The organism is Streptomyces sp. NPDC059010 (genome assembly GCF_042740355.1).
GTDB lineage: Bacteria > Actinomycetota > Actinomycetes > Streptomycetales > Streptomycetaceae > Streptomyces.
In genome coordinates this window covers 147,814-162,938 of the sequence record NZ_JBHYJA010000021.1, presented here as the reverse complement: position 1 = coordinate 162,938, position 15,125 = coordinate 147,814, and the positions used below count along the sequence as shown (strand labels likewise).

Genomic DNA, 15,125 nt, shown 5'->3' with positions numbered 1-15,125 from the left:
GGGGCGGAGCCCCCTGGGAGCGGGGTCGAAGGGGCGGCAGCCCCTGGGGGATGGGACGGGTAGGGGCGGCGGGGGCGAGGAAGCTAACGGGTTCGCTCCACGCGGCGTTCGTCCCAGACGGGCTCGGTCGTCTCCCGTACCCGGCCGTCGCTGCCGAACACCAGGTACCGGTCGAAGGACCGAGCGAACCACCGGTCATGGGTGACCGCCAGCACCGTGCCCTCGAACGCCTCCAGCCCCTCCTGAAGCGCCTCGGCGGACTCCAGATCGAGGTTGTCGGTCGGCTCGTCGAGGAGCAGGGCCGTGACACCCTCCAGCTCCAGCAGCAGGATCTGGAAGCGTGCCTGCTGGCCACCGGACAGACGGTCGAACGTCTGCTCGGCCTGCTGGGTCAGCTCATAGCGCCGCAGCCGGGACATCGCGGCCCCCCGGTCCTGGGCATGCTCCTGCCACAGGATGTCGAGCAGGGTCCGGCCCATCAGCTCGGGGTGCGCATGGGTCTGCGCGAAGTGCCCGGGCACGACACGAGCGCCCAGCTTCCAGGCCCCGGAGTGTGCCACGTCCTCCCCCGCCAGCAACCGCAGGAAGTGCGACTTGCCGGAACCGTTGGAACCGAGGACGGCGACCCGCTCACCGTAGAAGACCTCCAGCGAGAACGGCTTCATCAGCCCCGTGAGCTCAAGCTCCTCGCAGGTGACGGCCCGCACCCCGGTACGCCCGCCCTTCAGCCGCATCCGGATGTCCTGCTCACGCGGCGGCTCCGGCGGCGGCCCCGCCTCCTCGAACTTGCGCAGGCGGGTCTGAGCGGCCTGGTAGCGGGAGGCCAGCTCATGGCTGATCGAGGCGGCCTGCCGGAGACTCAGCACCAGCTTCTTCAGCTGGGCGTGCTTCTCGTCCCAGCGCCTGCGCAACTCCTCGAAGCGGGCGAAGCGTTCACGCCGGGCCTCGTGATACGTGGCGAAGCCACCACCGTGCACCCAGGCGTCCGCCCCGGCCGGCGAAGGCTCCACCGACACGATCTTCTCGGCGGCACGGGCAAGCAGTTCACGGTCGTGGGAGACGAAGAGGACCGTCTTGCGGGTCTCCTTCAGCCGCTCCTCCAGCCACCGCTTGCCGGGCACGTCGAGGTAGTTGTCGGGCTCGTCGAGCAGCAGCACCTCGTCGGTGCCGCGCAGCAGCGCCTCAAGGACCAGCCGCTTCTGCTCACCGCCCGACAGGGTCCGCACCTGCCGCCACTGCGCCTTCTCGTACGGCACACCGAGCGCGGCCGTGGTGCACATGTCCCACAGCGTCTCGGCCTCGTACCCGCGCGCCTCGGCCCAGTCGGCGAGCGCCTGCGCGTACTTCAGCTGGGCGGCCTCGTCATCGACGGTCATGATCAAGTGCTCGGCGGTGTCGACGGCCTGCGCGGTCTCGCGGATACGCGGCGGCGCGACCGACACGAGCAGGTCGCGTACGGTCGTCTCGTCCCGTACGGACCCCACGAACTGCCGCATCACACCCAGCCCGCCACTGACGGTGACGGTGCCGCCGTGCGGCTTCAGCTCCCCGGAGATCAGTCGCAGCAGGGTCGTCTTACCGGCGCCGTTGGGCCCGACCAGCGCCACGACGGCGCCTTCGCCCACCCGGAAGGACACGTCGCCGAGCAACGCCCTCCCGTCGGGGAGGTAGTACTCAAGATGCGCGGCTTCCAGATGTCCCATGATGCCGAATTGTGCGGGCCGTCGCGGAGCTGCGGCAAACCGTTATACGGAACGCCGTCCCGGCGGCCCCGTCGCGGCCCCGTCCCCGGGTGCCTACGGCGTGTCCTCGACGACCGGCCACCCGGCGGGCCCGCCCTCTCCGGCCGGAGCCACCACCGCTCCCGCCCACGACAACGCCTTCCACCCGTCCTCGGGCGAGCCCTCAAGGATCACCACACCGGTGTTGTCGAGCGGTCGCGCGGCGGCGAAGGCCACATCCACGTTGTCCGCGCGGACAGCCGTCCACAGACGGATGACCGCGCCGTGGCTGATCATGGCGACGGTCCCGGCGCCGCTGTCCACGGCCTCGGCCACCACGGCGTCGTACCGCGCCAGCACCTCCGTGCCGTTCTCGCCGCCCGGGATGCGCTGGTCCGGGTCGCCGGCCGCCCACGCGAACACCGTCTTCATGTAGAGCCGGCCCCGATCGGAGTCGCCGGGCAGCATCTCCAGATCGCCCGCGGACACCTCGCGGATGCCGTCCCGGACGAGCACGTCGAGGCCGCGGGCGGCGGCCAGCGGGGCCGCGGTGTGCTGGGTGCGGGTGAGGGTGGAGACGTAGAGGGCCTCGATGTCCTCGTCGGCCAGCGCGGCGGGCAGGGCCGCGGCCTGCTGTTCGCCGAGTGCGGTGAGGCCCGGGCCGGGGACGGCCGTGTCCAGCAGGTGGCGCAGGTTGGACGGGGTCTGGCCGTGGCGGACGAGGAGCAGGCGCATGTGACGGGTTCCTCCGTGTGTCTCTCACCGCGGGCCGGACAGCAACCGGCGACTTCAGGGTACCCAGCCCTGTATGAGCCCAGACGTCGACCTCACCGTCCCCAGGCCCGGCCGGCACGCCCTGCGCGACCGGCTGCTCGCTCTCGACTCCCGGCTGTTCGAGTTCGCCGCCGAACAGCACTGGCCGTATGCCGAGCGGGTGCTGCCGCGGCTGAGCCGGAGCGCGAACCACGGCGTGCTGTGGTTCGCGACGGCCGCCGCCATCGCCGCCAGCCGCACGCCCCGGGCCCGTCGGGCCGCGGCGCGGGGGCTGGCCTCGCTCAGCCTGGCCTCGCTGACCATCAACACCCTCGGCAAGCGGTCGGTGCGCCGTCCCCGGCCGCTGCTGGATCCGGTACCGCTGGTCCGGCAGCTGAAGCGGCAGCCGATCACCACCTCGTTCCCGTCCGGTCACTCCGCGTCGGCGGCGGCGTTCGTGACCGGGGTCGCCCTGGAGTCGCCCACGTGGGGGCTGGTCGTGGCCCCAATCGCCTGGTCGGTCGCGCTGTCCCGGGTGTACACGGGCGTCCATTTCCCGAGCGACGTGCTGGCGGGGGCGGCGCTGGGCGCGGGCGCCGCGTTCGCCGTACGGGGCATGGTGCCGACCCGTGACCGGCTGGTGCCGCCGGCCCGGCCCCGTACGGACGTGCCGGCGCTGCCGGACGGAGCGGGTCTGGTCGTGGTGGCCAACACGGGGTCGGGCACCGCCGACCGGGTGCACGCCCTGCTGGACGCGCTGCCGCGCGCCGAGATCGTCCAGTGCGAACCGTCCGACACCAGCGAGGAGTTGCGCAAGGCGGCGGCCCGCGCCCGGGTGCTCGGCGTGTGCGGCGGGGACGGCACCGTGAACGCGGCCGCCGAGGTCGCGCTGCTGCACGGTCTGCCGCTGGCGGTCCTCCCCGGCGGCACGATGAACCACTTCGCCCATGACCTGGGCGTGGAGGACGCACACGATCTGAGCCGGGCGGTCCGGCGCGGCGAGGCCGTGCGCGTCGACGTGGGCCGGTTCACCTGCGACGGACAGCAGGGCCTGTTCCTCAACACCTGCAGCCTGGGCGTGTATCCGGAGCTGGTGCGTGAGCGGGACCGCTTCGGGGCACGGTTCGGCGCCTGGCCGGCCGGGGTGTTCGCGGCCCTGCGCGTCATGCGCCGCGAACGTCACCCGCTGCACGCCGAGGTCGCGGGCCGCGCCCACCCGTTGTGGCTGCTGTTCGCCGGGAACGGCACCTACCACCGGGTGGGCCTCGCCCCCGCCCGGCGGCTGGACCTCGCGGACGGGGTGCTGGACGTCCGCGTCGTGCACGGTGGCCGCCGGCCCGCCCTGCGCCTGCTCGCGGCAGCCCTCGCGGGCCCGCTGACCCGGTCCCCCGCCCATGCGGCGGTCCAGGTCGGCCGGCTGCGTCTGTCGGGGGTCACACCGGGCGCGCTCCTCGCCTACGACGGCGAAGTCACCGAGGTGGGCGGCGAGGTGACGCTGGAGAAGCTGCCGGAGGCGCTGACCGTCTACCGTCCGCTGCCGAACACCCGATAGTCCACATTGTAAAACGCGGGTCTCAGTATTCGACATGCGCGCGTACGGTGGTGAGCCGGTACACGAGACGAGGGGAAGAGCCATGTCGAAGGCATTGCCGAAGACTCCGTCGAAGGCCCGGGAGACCGCCGTCTACACGCACGGGCACCACGAGTCCGTGCTGCGTTCGCACACCTGGCGCACCGCCGCCAACTCGGCGGCGTACCTGCTCGGCTCACTGAAGCCGCACATGCGGATCCTGGACATCGGCTGCGGCCCGGGCACGATCACCGCCGACCTGGCGGCCCTGGTCCCCGACGGACATGTCACCGGTGTCGACCGGGCGCCGGAGATCCTGGAACAGGCCCGGGCCACGGCCGCCCGACGCGCCCTGACGAACGTCGAGTTCGCGGTCGCGGACGTGCACGCCCTGGACTTCCCGGACGACACGTTCTGCGTGGTCCACGCCCACCAGGTGCTGCAGCACGTCGGCGATCCGGTGGGCGCGCTGCGCGAGATGCGGCGGGTGACCAGGCCGGGCGGCTTCATCGCGGTACGCGACTCGGACTACGCGGCCATGACCTGGTACCCGGCGTCCCCGGGCCTGGAGGACTGGCTGGACCTGTACCGCCGGGTCGCCCGCGCCAACGGCGGTGAGCCGGACGCCGGACGCCGGCTGAAGTCCTGGGCGCTGCGCGCCGGGTTCTCCGACATCACGGCCACGTCGAGCACTTGGACCTTCTCGACGCCTCAGGAGCGGGCCTGGTGGAGCGGGCTGTGGGCGGATCGGACGCTGGCCTCGGCGTATGCCGAGCGGGCCACGGAAGGGGGGCACGCGACCATCGCGGAACTGCGGGCCGTGTCGGAGGCGTGGCGGGAGTGGGGGCGGCGGGAGGACGGCTGGTTCAGCGTGCTGCACGCGGAGATTCTGTGCCGTAAGGAAGCCTGAATCTCGAATTTCTGGAAACCCGGGCGAACAGGAGGTCAGATTATGGTTCCTATTCTGCTCGTACTGCTACTGGCTCTGATTCTCTTCGGTGCCGGATTCGCGCTGAAGGCCCTGTGGTGGATCGCGGTCGCGGTTCTCGTGGTGTGGCTCCTGGGTTTCGTCATGCGTGGCACCACCACGGCGGGCGGCAGGGGCCGCTGGTATAGGTGGTGAATTCGCCCCCGGGGGAAGTCCCGAGGGAATGATGCCCCCGGGACTTCCCCCGGGGGCATCATTCCCGGGGAAGCAGCGGTCCCAACGGCCCGAGGTCCAAGTTCAGGTCCTCGGGCCGCAGTCCGTAGCGCTCACGCAACTCGGCCATACGGTCTTCGAGGAGCATCAGCGTGAGCCCGATCCGTTCCTCCTGCTCCTCGCTCAGAGCGCCCTCGTCGAAACGGCGCAGCGCCTGCCGCTCCATCAGCTGACGGAGCAACTCGACGACCGTCAGGACGAGTTTCACCAGGTCGCGCTCGACGGTGTCGGGATCGAGGTCCAGGCGGTTGCGATGTGACGTCACGTCAATTGCCCCCAGGGCGACGGGACCTGCTCGTTGACCGAGCTGATCAGCGCGTTCAGATCGATGCGGACGAGGTCGACGTCCGCGATGCGCAGGGTGATGTCCCCCGTGACGACGACGCCCCCGGCGAGCAGCCGGTCGAGCAGGTCCACGAGGGCGACCTCACGGCGTTCGACGACGGTCACGGCCCCTCCTCCGGCTCCTCCGCGAACTCGCCGGAGAAGGAATAGGCAGCCCATGGGCCGGTGAGTTCGACCCGGATTCCGGGGGCACCGTCCTTCTCCCGGTCCACGAGTTCCACGAATTCCTCGGAATCCGCGCGCGGCACCAGATAGGCGGCATTGAGCACGTTCTGTCCGGAGGATCCGGAAAGCGCGGCGCTCTGCGGGGCATGCAGCCGGGAGTCCTCGGCGAAAGCGGAGAGTGTTTCGTGCAGTCGGCCGGCGAATTCGGTGGCTTTCTGCCACACGTCCTCACGGGCGCGCGTCTGCCGGCGGCGCCGGCGCAGATAGTCGCGCCCCGACGCGGCCCCGGTGCCGGGCCGACCGGACTCGGCAGCCTCGGCGGATCGGGCGGACTCGGCGGATTCCGTGGATTCCGTGGGCTCTGGCTCGACGTACACCTTGACGCCCCACTCCACTCGCCCTTCCAGCCGGTCGAGAACGCGCCGGAAGTCCTCCTCGCGGGCCTCCATCATGGTCCGTACGCCGCTGTCGTCCCGAAAGACGGTGGCGAGCCGCAGCGGCAGCGGGGTGGTGACGACGGTGAGCGCGTCGATGACCTGCTGGTGGGCGCGGGCCGTCGTGCTGAGCCAGTCCAGGTCCTCCAGGTGGGCACGCAGCGCAGCCTCGGCGAAGTCCGCCTCGGGCACCGTGCTGACGACCGCGATCAGGCCGTGGTGTGTCAGCTGCTTCGGCGGCGCCCCGGCGACCCCCGTCAGCTGGGCCTGGAGGGCGGAGCGAAAGGGGCGGCAGACGGCGTAGACGTAGCGCAGTGCGCTCATGGGGCCTCCTCCTGTCTCGGGGCGGGCTCCAGCTGGGCCAGACGCTCACGCAACTCGGCGTTCTCCCGGGCGAGTTCGTCGCGGCGGGCGCGTGTACTGAGCGCCGGGTCGTCCTCCCACCAGTCGATGCCCATCTCCTTCGCCTTGTCGACCGAGGCGACGATGAGGCGCAGCTTGACGGTGAGCAACTCGATGTCGAGCAGGTTGATCCGGATGTCGCCCGCGATGACAATGCCCTTGTCGAGCACCCGCTCCAGGATGTCGGCAAGGTTGGCGCTGCTGCCCTGGCCGTAGGGCTCGGGCAGCCGGCCCGGCATCGTCATCGTCGGCTCCCGCCACCGGCGTACTCGGACTCTTCCTCGTCCTCGTACTCGGGCTCGTCCTCGTAAGCGTCCTCGGGCTCCTCCTCGTCCTCGCGCTCTTCGCCGTCGTCCTCCTCGTCCTCCTCGTACTCGCCCTCGGGCTCCTCGCCCTCCGGCTCCTCGTCCTCCGGCTCCTCGTCCTCGGCGTACTCACCGGTCTCGCCGGTCTCGCCGTCGTCCTCGTCTCCTTCGTACTCCTCCTCGCCCTCCTCCGCGACCGCGTCCTCGTGGCTGCGGACGACCTCGCCGTCGCGGATCTCGCCGCGCCAGCCGTCGTCGGCCTCTCCCTTGAGGGTGACGAAGCGGACGTAGTTCTTCAGATCGAGCCGGGCCCGGCGGCCCTGGGCGCGCCAGATGTTGCCGGTCTTCTCGAACAGACCCTTGGGGTAGTACTCGATGACCAGCAGGACGCGGGTGAGGCTGTCGTCGAGGCGGTGGAAGGAGACGACACCCTTCGTGGTGCCCTTGCCACCCTCCGAGGTCCAGGCGATCCGGTCGTCCGGGATCTGTTCGGTGGTGTGGGCCTTCCAGCTGCGGTTGGACCAGAACACCTTCAGCTGCCAGTCGGAGTCCGTGTCGTCGGCGCGGTTCGCGCTCTTCACACCCTTCGCGAAGGTGCTGAAGTCCTGGTACTGGGTCCACTGGTCGTAGGCTGTGCGCAGCGGCACGCCGACGTCGACGTACTCGATGATCACCGTGGGTTTGTTGCCGGCCCCGCCCTTGCGCTTGCTCTTGCCGCCACCGAGGTTCTTGAACGCGTCGACCACGTTGTCCTTGACGTGTCCGGCGCCGACCTCCAGCGCGCTGCGCAGCGGGCCCTTGCCGTCGGCGAGCTTGCGGCCGCCGTCGAGGGCGAGCTTGGCCAGGCCCGGGCTGCGGCCCTCGGCGATGTCGTTCAGCTTGACCGTGGCCTCGCCGAGCCTGCGTCCCGCGCCGACCAGCAGCCGCTGGGTCTGCGCGGCGAGGTACTCCTGCAGTTCGTCCTTGAGCCGGTCGGCGGCCTCGCTCTGGGCCACTGCGGCCAGGGGTTGCTTCGCCGTCTTGCCGGCCTCGGAGGTCGCGGATCCGAGCGTCTCGGTCATGATCCGTCACCGCCCTTCGTCCCGCGCGTCCGGCCGCCGCGGGCGGACCCACCGGCCCCGGCCGTCTTCCTGGCGGCCGACCTGCCGGTCCCGTCGCGCTTGGCCGCGGCCTTCTTGGGCGCTGTCCTCCCGGCGGCGGTCTTCTTCGCCGCCGTCTTCTTCGCGGGGGCCTTCTTCGCCGACTTCTTGCCGGTCTGCCGCGCCGAACCGTCCGAGCGGGCCGAATCCTCCGAGTCCCGCTCCGAGCCCCGCTTCGAGTCCCGCTTGGCGGTCCCCTTCCCGGACGGCTCGTCGGACTCGGAGTCCTCCGTGTCGTCATGGTCGTCGTCCTGCGCGCGAGACTCCTCGGTCTCGTCCTCCTCCGCGTCCGGTGTCGGCACCGCGCCCGACAGCTGCTCGCGCACCTCGGCGGTACGGCCGTGCAGCCGGTCGGCGAACGCGTCGAGCTGCCGCTCGACCAGGGCGCCGGACGCGGCCTGGCCGACGCCGCGCAGATCCTCGCGCAGCTGTTCCCCGATCTCCTTGAACTGCGGGTTGTTCAGCAGCTGCTGGGACACCAGGTCGGCGACGCCCTTCGGGCTCAGATGCATCCGCTTTCCGGCCACGACGCTACCGACGGCCAACGCCAGTTTCAGTTTCCTCGTCCGTCCGAGGAAGTATCCGGCCCCGATCGCGAGGCCCAGTCCCACTCGATTCATCATGCCGTCCCGTCGCTGTTCCCGTACCCTGCGCGCAGACCGATCTCCAGTCGGTCGAGAAGCTCGTCCTCACGGCGGTCGAACTCCTCCTCGTCGATCTCGCCTGCGACCAACTCCTCCTCCAACTTGGCCAGTTCGGCCCGCACTGCGGCCGGGTCGTAGTAAATGCGTTCCGCTTCGCGCAACACCTGTCCGATCACCCATGCGCTTCCGCGCACCGGGGCGAACGGCAGCAGCAGTACCTCTCCGACCAGTCCCACCGCTTCACTCCTTCGCCGTTGGGCCGCCGGACACGGGGTCCGCGGGCTCGGCGGGACCGGGCTCGACGAAGCTGTACGGCGGCAGCGGGCCGTTGACACGCAGGTCCAGGTGCGGGTGGCCCTCACGGAGCTGCTCGACGGCGGTCAGGAACGTCTCGACCGAGTCGCGGGCCACCAGGAACGACACGTTGGCGAGCCAGCCGCTGGAGTCGGGTCCCGCGCTGACCGCGTCCGCGGCCGGTTCCAGGGTGTGCTGCACATCGGTCGCGTCCTCGGCCTCCTGGGCCTTGACCGCGGCGACCACCATCTCGCCGAGCCGCAGCCGCTGTTCGTAACTGCCGCCGCCGGCCTGCCGGTTGGCCTCGGTCATGGCCCGGATCTCCGGGTTTCCGGCCAGCACCCGGTGCAGTACGGCCTCCTCGGCGTGCGTGGCCTTCACGTTGTACTCGACCTTGCCGTCCAGGGCCCTCAGACGTTCCCTGTAGTGCTCGGCCCGCTCGGCGAGGACTCCGGTGACCGTGTCGTCGTCGGGCGCGACGCTGCCGAACCGCATGGGCAGGACGCAGCCGGCCGCGCCCGCCTCGGCGAGCACATGGGAGTGGGCGAGCAGTTCCCTGCGCTTGGGGCGTAGGCCTTCGGGGGCGTCGCTGACGAGGGCGGCGAGCCTGCCCTCCTTCAGGACGCGCACGGGGCGCGGCGGCTCGCCCACCCCGCTCACTTCCTCGGGGAGGGCGGGATGCGAGCTCGCGGTGATGCCGTAGACGTACGTGCTCACTCCTGCTCCTCCTCCCTCTCCGCCTTCCTGCGCGCCGTGGTGGACTTGCGGGCGCGCTGCCTGGGCCGCTCCCGCTCCTCGCCTTCGTCACGCGCCTGCTTGAACGCGTCGGAGAGGGTCTCGGCGGCGCCGGACAGCGCTCCCTTGGACTTGCCGCGTGCACCGGACTCGGTGACCTCGCCGACGATGTCGGGCAGGCCGGGGTCCTTGTGCGGCCCCGCCTCCAGGTCGAGCCGGTTGCACGCCTCGGCGAAGCGCAGATAGGTGTCGACGCTGGCCACGACGATACGGATGTCGATCTTCAGGATCTCGATGCCGACCAGGGAGACACGCACGAACGCGTCGATGACGAGTCCCCTGTCGAGTACGAGTTCCAGGACGTCGTAGAGGCCGCTGCTGCCGCCTCCGCCGCCGGTCTGCTGTGCCGGGACAACGGTCATGCCGACCGCTCCTCCTTGCCTCGGGACGGTGTGCTGGGCGGTGGCGAGCGACCTACCGGCCGCCGGGCCTGTGTGCGTCGGAGCGCCCCCGTTCGTACCGGCGCAAGCGCCGGTAGCCGGTGAGCTGTCCTTGGTGGTCGAGATCGACCTGGTAGCTCGCCATCAGACTCATCGTGTCGGGTACGCGGGCCAGTTCCAGGACCTCGATTTCGAGGGTCCAGCCGTCCTCCGCCTGTTCGAAGGACGTCACCTTCTCCGCGTTCATGCCGGTGAGTTCGGCGAGCTGGGCCCGTGCCTGACGCAGGACCTCGATGGGGGCCGGCTGGTTGTCCGCCCCGCCTGTCTGCCGTCTGGATGTTTTGGGGGTTTTCTGTGAATCGTTCATGGACGCCTCCCGCGCCGAGTGACCTGCGAGGCGCGGGTCAAACACGTCATGCGTTTTCTTCAGCTTCTTCAGCCGCGCAGTGCGTCGAGCCTGCGCCTGGCGGGCCCGAGCGCGCGGCCCCGTCGCATCAGCCCGGACCAGGGATCGGTGCGGGCCTGCCGCACCGCGTCGGCGATGCTCCAGCGGCGCGCGTCAAGCTCCGGATCTTCCAGGTCGTCCCAGGTCAGCGGCGTGGCGACGGGGGCGCCGGGCCGGGCGCGGACGGTGTAGGGCACGACGGCCGTCTGGGCGTAGGCGTTGCGCTGCACGTCGAGGTAGAGGCGGTCGCCGCGGTCCTTCTTGCGGGCGGCGGTGGTGAGCCGGTCGGGGTGGGCCGACTCCAGTGCGCCGGCGACGTCCTTGGCGAATTCGCGGACCTCGTCGAAGTCGTGGTGACCGGTCAGCGGTACGACGATGTGCAGCCCGCGCGATCCGGTGGTCATCGGCGCCGACGGCAGCCCCAGTTCGTCGAGCAGCTCGCCGAGCAGCCGGGCGGCCTGCCTCACCTGCTCGAAGTCGTCGTCGGCCGGGTCCAGGTCGAACACCAGACGGTCGGGGCGGTCGATGTCCGAGGTGCGGGAGAGCCAGCGGTGCAGAGTGAGACAGGCCTGGTCGGTGAGGTAGACGAGGGTGGCGATGTCGTCACACACCGTGTGACAGACGGTGCCGTCCTCCTTGGGCACCTCGAAGCGGGTGATCCACTCCGGGTAGTGGTCGGGGGTGTTCTTCTGCATGAACCGGGGTCCGTCGACACCGTCGGGATGCCGCTCCAGCATCAGCGGGCGGCCCCGCAGATGCGGCAGCATGAAAGGGGCGACGGACCGGTGGTAGTCGACGAGGTCGCCCTTGGTGTACTCCTCGGCGCCCCCGTCGCCGGGAAAGAGCACCTTGCCGACGCGCTTGACCTCGACCGTACGGCGGCCCGCCCGCACCTTCCTGGCATCGTCGGCGCCGGTCACCGTACGACTGCCTCCTCCACCAGCAGCTGACCCGAGGCGGCGATGGACGCGGCATCGATGCCGGCGGCGTGCAGCTGCTGGTCCGGGGAGGCCGAGCCCGGCATCCTGCGGACGGCCAGGCGGACCAGGCGCGGTACCGGGCGCCCGTCGAGGAAGGGGTCGAGGACGGCGTCGCCGATGCCGCCCTCCTCGTGGTGGTCCTCCACGGTGAGCAGACAGCCGGTCTCCTCGGCGGCCCGGCGCAGGGTGGACCGGTCGACGGGCTTGACCGAGTACAGGTCGATGACCCTGACCGGGATGCCCTCCCGGCCCAGGGCGTCCGCGGCGGCGAGCGCCTCGTGCACGGTGGCGCCGGCCGCGACGACGGTCAGCCGGTCCCGGTCGCTGGAGCGCAGCACCTTGCTGCCGCCGACGGGGAACTCCTCGTCGGGGCCGTAGATCACCGGGCTGTCGCCGCGCGAGGTGCGCAGATAGCGGACGCCGTGCAGGGCGGCCATGGTGGCGACGAGCCGCGCGGTCTGGTTGGCGTCGCACGGGTACAGCACCGTCGAGCCGTGCACGGCCCGCATCATCGCCAGGTCCTCCAGGCCCATCTGGCTCGGCCCGTCCTGCCCGATGGCGACACCGGCGTGCGAGCCGACGAGGTTGATGTCGGCACCGCTGATCGACGCCATGCGCACGAAATCGTGGGCGCGGGTGAGGAAGGCGGCGAAGGTGGCGGCGTACGGCACCCAGCCGCGGGCCGCGAGCCCCACCGCGGCGGCGACCATCTGCTGCTCGGCGATGTAGCACTCGAAGTAGCGGTCGGGGTGTGCCTTGGCGAAGAACTCGGCGCGGGTGGAGTCACCGACCTCGCCGTCCAGGGCGACGACGTCACCGCGCGCGCCGCCGAGGGCGGCCAGCGCCTCACCGTAGGCGTTGCGGGTGGCCACCTCTTCCCCCTTGTCCCAGCGGGGCAGTTCGAGGTTCCCGGTGTGCACGGCGTGCAGCACACGGGCGGCGGGCGGTTCGTGGACGCTGACGCGGATGTCGCGGACCCCGCCGAGTTCGGCGATCGCCTCGTCGGGGTCGGGCAGCGGCTTGCCGTGCAGTCCCTCCCGGTCCTGGACGGACTCGACGCCCTTGCCCTTGAGGGTGCGGGCGAGGATCACGGTGGGCTGCCCGGTGGTGGACCGGGCCTCCCCGTACGCCCGGTCGACGGCGTCCACGTCATGTCCGTCCACCTCGACGGTGTGCCAGCCGAAGGCCTTGAAGCGGCGGGCGTAGGCGTCGAGATCGTGGCCGTGCCGGGTCGGGCCGCGCTGGCCCAGCCGGTTCACGTCGACGATCGCGGTGAGGTTGTCCAGATGCTCGTACGCCGCGTGCTCGGCGGCCTCCCACACGGATCCCTCGGCGAGCTCGCTGTCCCCGCACAGCACCCAGACCCCGTACCCGGCCCGGTCGAGCCGCTTCCCGGCCAGCGCGATCCCCACCCCGATCGGCAGCCCCTGTCCGAGCGAACCGGTCGCCGTCTCCACCCACGGCAGCCGCCTGGGCGTCGGATGCCCTTCGAGACGGCTGCCGATCTTGCGGAAGGTGACCAGCTCACCGTCCTCGATGGCCCCGACCGCCTTGTAGACGGAGTACAGCAGGGGCGAGGCGTGTCCCTTGGAGAGGACGAAACGGTCGTTGCCGGGGTGGGCGGGCCGGTCGAAGTCGTAGCGGAGGTGGTTGGCGAGGAGCACTGCCATCAGATCGGCGGCGGACATCGACGACGTGGGATGCCCCGATCCCGCCGCGGCGGAGGCCCGCACACTGTCCACACGCAACTGCTGGGCGAGCTCGACGAGTTCGGCGGTGTTCATGAGGCTCCTTCCGAAGGGTTGGGGTTGCTGGGGTTGTGGGAGCTGCCGGGGTTGTGGGAGCGGGGTCGGGGGGCTTCGGGGTGCGGTTTGTGAACCGCGGGGGCGTCGGGGGTGTCAGAGGTGTCGGTAGCTGCCTCGTGGGCGGCTCGTAGGTCGGAGCGCCTGATGGGGCCGGGGGGTTCGGGGTGCGTGGCGGAGTCGGGGTCCTGAACGGGGTCACCCGCGGGCTGGTTCCTCGCGGGCTCACCACCCGGCTGGTTGCGCGCGGGCTCATCACCCGGCTGATTCTTCGCCGGCTCACCGCCCGGCTGGCTCCTCGCGGGCTCGTCTGGCACCCGGCGTTTCTCGGTCATCTCGGGCTCCCCTGTCCGGTCGGCAACCGCGGGTGTCCGGTCGGCAGCCGCGGAGTCTGTTCCCTCCGCCCCCTGCGGCCCCGGCGCCCGGACCAGTTCCGGCGATGCGGTGTCCAGCGGCACCGCCCACGAGCGGACGAGCCCCAACTGCACGGCCTGGCGCGGCAGTACGGCGTCCAGGAGCCAGTCGGCGGCGACGCGGATGCGGTTGCCGGGCATGGCGGCGAGGTGGTAGCCGCGGGTGACGGCGCCCGCGGCCACGCCGGAGAGCGGCACGCCGAACGGGTTGGCGGCCGCCTTGACGCCGCCCAGGTCCACGGCGAAGCCCTTGTCGCGATGGCGATAGGGGCGCGGCTCGCCGAAGCCGAGTGACGCGGCGACGTTGTGGGCCACGGCCTTGCCGTGCCGCCAGGCGTGCTGCGCGGTCATCGGCGTGAACTGCCCCGGCTTCTCCAGGTCGGGCACCGCGGCCCCGTCCCCGGCGGCGAACAGCTCGGGCCGGCCCGGCACCTGGAGGTACGGGTCGACGAGGAGCCGGCCCCGTTTCAGCGGCAGCCCGAGGGACTCGGCGAGCGGATCGGGCCGTACGCCGACGCACCACACCACGGTGCGGGTGTCGACGAACGAGCCGTCGGTCAGCAGCACCCCGCTGTGCGTGGCCTCCTTCACCGAGGTGCCCATCCGCACCTCCACGCCCCGCTGCCGCAGCACCCGGTCCGCGGTGCGGGAGAGCCTCTCGTCCAGCTCGGGCAGGACACGTTCGGCGATGTCGAGCAGCAGCCAGCGCGGCCGCATCCCGGCCCGCAACGGCTGTTTGCGCACCTGGGAGTCGGTGAACAACTGGCCCTGCGCGGCGACCTCGGTGCCGGTGTATCCGGCGCCGACCACGACGAAGGTGCAGCGCGCCGAGCAGGCTTCGGGGTCGTCGGCGGCCGCCGCCAGTTCCACCTGCCGGGTCACGTGGTCACGCAGGTACAGCGCCTCGGGCAGTCCGCGGAAGCCGTGCGCGTGCTCGGCGACGCCGGGGATGGGCAGCAGCTTGTTGACGCTGCCCGCGGCGAGGATCAGCCGGTCGTAGGGCAGGGTGCCGCCGTCGCCCTCGGGCCCGGTGTAGTGCACGGTGTGCCCGTCGAGGTCGATCGCGTCGGCCTCGCCCAGCACCAGCCGTGCGTGGGGCAGGGTGCCGGAGAGCGAGACGGTCACCCGGCGCGGTTCCAGGATGCCGGCGGCGACCTGGGGCAGAAGGGGCAGATACAGGAAGTAGTCCGTCGGGTTCAGCAGGGTGATGTCGACATGGTTCCGGGCCAGCCGGGAGAGGGTGCGGGCCGCCCGGTAACCGGCGAATCCGGCGCCGACGATCACGATGCGGGGTCGACTCACAGTGGGCCTCCGACGCTGTCGCGTACCTCGGGAGC

Annotated in this window: 18 protein-coding genes; 3 read left to right on the top strand and 15 right to left on the bottom strand. The window is 71.5% G+C overall.

What is annotated here, in order from left to right:
* Nucleotides 1-83 precede the first annotated feature (83 nt).
* The gene (locus tag ACFWYS_RS23905) at nucleotides 84-1,703 is read right to left on the bottom strand and encodes an ABC-F family ATP-binding cassette domain-containing protein (protein WP_384772426.1); all 1,620 of its coding nucleotides are present in this window, start codon (nucleotides 1,701-1,703) and stop codon (nucleotides 84-86) included.
* Nucleotides 1,704-1,796: 93 nt separating this feature from the next.
* On the bottom strand, nucleotides 1,797-2,456 hold the full coding sequence (locus ACFWYS_RS23900) for a histidine phosphatase family protein (protein ID WP_384772423.1): 660 nt from the start codon (nucleotides 2,454-2,456) through the stop codon (nucleotides 1,797-1,799).
* Between the two features lie 73 nt (nucleotides 2,457-2,529).
* On the opposite strand from ACFWYS_RS23900, the gene ACFWYS_RS23895 reads away from it, so the two are divergent.
* The 3 genes from ACFWYS_RS23895 to ACFWYS_RS23885 all read left to right on the top strand — a co-directional run bounded on the left by ACFWYS_RS23895 (nucleotide 2,530) and on the right by ACFWYS_RS23885 (nucleotide 5,167).
* Complete coding sequence (locus ACFWYS_RS23895) at nucleotides 2,530-4,026, top strand: bifunctional phosphatase PAP2/diacylglycerol kinase family protein (protein ID WP_384772420.1); 1,497 nt, start codon at nucleotides 2,530-2,532, stop codon at nucleotides 4,024-4,026.
* An 82-nt stretch (nucleotides 4,027-4,108) separates the two neighbouring features.
* Nucleotides 4,109-4,954, top strand: a complete 846-nt coding sequence (locus ACFWYS_RS23890; RefSeq protein ID WP_384772418.1) for a class I SAM-dependent methyltransferase — start codon at nucleotides 4,109-4,111, stop codon at nucleotides 4,952-4,954.
* Between the two features lie 42 nt (nucleotides 4,955-4,996).
* Nucleotides 4,997-5,167 carry a hydrophobic protein gene (locus ACFWYS_RS23885; RefSeq protein ID WP_384772416.1) on the top strand — a complete coding sequence of 57 codons (171 nt, stop codon included), beginning with the start codon at nucleotides 4,997-4,999 and terminating at the stop codon, nucleotides 5,165-5,167.
* 58 nt (nucleotides 5,168-5,225) lie between these two features.
* Here ACFWYS_RS23885 and ACFWYS_RS23880 read toward each other — a convergent pair whose 3' ends face one another.
* The 13 genes from ACFWYS_RS23880 to ACFWYS_RS23820 form a co-directional block, all read right to left on the bottom strand.
* Nucleotides 5,226-5,510 (bottom strand): gas vesicle protein K, encoded by a 285-nt coding sequence (locus ACFWYS_RS23880; protein ID WP_384772413.1) that lies wholly within the window; start codon nucleotides 5,508-5,510, stop codon nucleotides 5,226-5,228.
* Nucleotides 5,507-5,695, bottom strand: coding sequence for a gas vesicle protein (locus ACFWYS_RS23875; protein ID WP_384772410.1), 189 nt, complete (start codon nucleotides 5,693-5,695; stop codon nucleotides 5,507-5,509). Before ACFWYS_RS23875 ends, ACFWYS_RS23880 begins: the two co-directional genes overlap by 4 nt.
* Nucleotides 5,692-6,513: a GvpL/GvpF family gas vesicle protein gene (locus ACFWYS_RS23870; RefSeq protein WP_384772408.1), complete on the bottom strand. Its 822-nt coding sequence runs from the start codon at nucleotides 6,511-6,513 to the stop codon at nucleotides 5,692-5,694. The genes ACFWYS_RS23875 and ACFWYS_RS23870 overlap by 4 nt, the downstream gene beginning before the upstream one ends.
* A complete protein-coding gene (locus tag ACFWYS_RS23865; RefSeq protein ID WP_384772405.1) occupies nucleotides 6,510-6,836 on the bottom strand; it encodes a gas vesicle protein in 327 nt (108 codons plus the stop codon). The genes ACFWYS_RS23870 and ACFWYS_RS23865 overlap by 4 nt, the downstream gene beginning before the upstream one ends.
* Complete coding sequence (locus ACFWYS_RS23860) at nucleotides 6,833-7,957, bottom strand: SRPBCC family protein (protein ID WP_384772402.1); 1,125 nt, start codon at nucleotides 7,955-7,957, stop codon at nucleotides 6,833-6,835. The genes ACFWYS_RS23865 and ACFWYS_RS23860 overlap by 4 nt, the downstream gene beginning before the upstream one ends.
* Nucleotides 7,954-8,655 carry a DNA primase gene (locus tag ACFWYS_RS23855; RefSeq protein ID WP_384772436.1) on the bottom strand — a complete coding sequence of 234 codons (702 nt, stop codon included), beginning with the start codon at nucleotides 8,653-8,655 and terminating at the stop codon, nucleotides 7,954-7,956. Before ACFWYS_RS23855 ends, ACFWYS_RS23860 begins: the two co-directional genes overlap by 4 nt.
* A complete protein-coding gene (locus ACFWYS_RS23850) occupies nucleotides 8,655-8,915 on the bottom strand; it encodes a gas vesicle protein GvpG (RefSeq protein ID WP_384772400.1) in 261 nt (86 codons plus the stop codon). The genes ACFWYS_RS23855 and ACFWYS_RS23850 overlap by 1 nt, the downstream gene beginning before the upstream one ends.
* Nucleotides 8,916-8,919: 4 nt before the next feature.
* Nucleotides 8,920-9,690 (bottom strand): GvpL/GvpF family gas vesicle protein, encoded by a 771-nt coding sequence (locus tag ACFWYS_RS23845; RefSeq protein ID WP_384772398.1) that lies wholly within the window; start codon nucleotides 9,688-9,690, stop codon nucleotides 8,920-8,922.
* Complete coding sequence (locus ACFWYS_RS23840; RefSeq protein WP_384772395.1) at nucleotides 9,687-10,130, bottom strand: gas vesicle structural protein GvpA; 444 nt, start codon at nucleotides 10,128-10,130, stop codon at nucleotides 9,687-9,689. The genes ACFWYS_RS23845 and ACFWYS_RS23840 overlap by 4 nt, the downstream gene beginning before the upstream one ends.
* 52 nt (nucleotides 10,131-10,182) lie before the next feature.
* Nucleotides 10,183-10,515 carry a gas vesicle protein gene (locus ACFWYS_RS23835; RefSeq protein ID WP_384772392.1) on the bottom strand — a complete coding sequence of 111 codons (333 nt, stop codon included), beginning with the start codon at nucleotides 10,513-10,515 and terminating at the stop codon, nucleotides 10,183-10,185.
* A gap of 68 nt (nucleotides 10,516-10,583) precedes the next feature.
* Nucleotides 10,584-11,513: a non-homologous end-joining DNA ligase gene (gene ligD, locus ACFWYS_RS23830; RefSeq protein ID WP_384772390.1), complete on the bottom strand. Its 930-nt coding sequence runs from the start codon at nucleotides 11,511-11,513 to the stop codon at nucleotides 10,584-10,586.
* Entirely contained in the window at nucleotides 11,510-13,357 is a 1,848-nt protein-coding gene (locus ACFWYS_RS23825) for a transketolase (RefSeq protein WP_384772387.1), read from the bottom strand. Before ACFWYS_RS23825 ends, ligD begins: the two co-directional genes overlap by 4 nt.
* Nucleotides 13,354-15,090, bottom strand: coding sequence for an FAD-dependent oxidoreductase (locus tag ACFWYS_RS23820; RefSeq protein ID WP_384772384.1), 1,737 nt, complete (start codon nucleotides 15,088-15,090; stop codon nucleotides 13,354-13,356). The genes ACFWYS_RS23825 and ACFWYS_RS23820 overlap by 4 nt, the downstream gene beginning before the upstream one ends.
* Nucleotides 15,091-15,125: the final 35 nt, after the last annotated feature.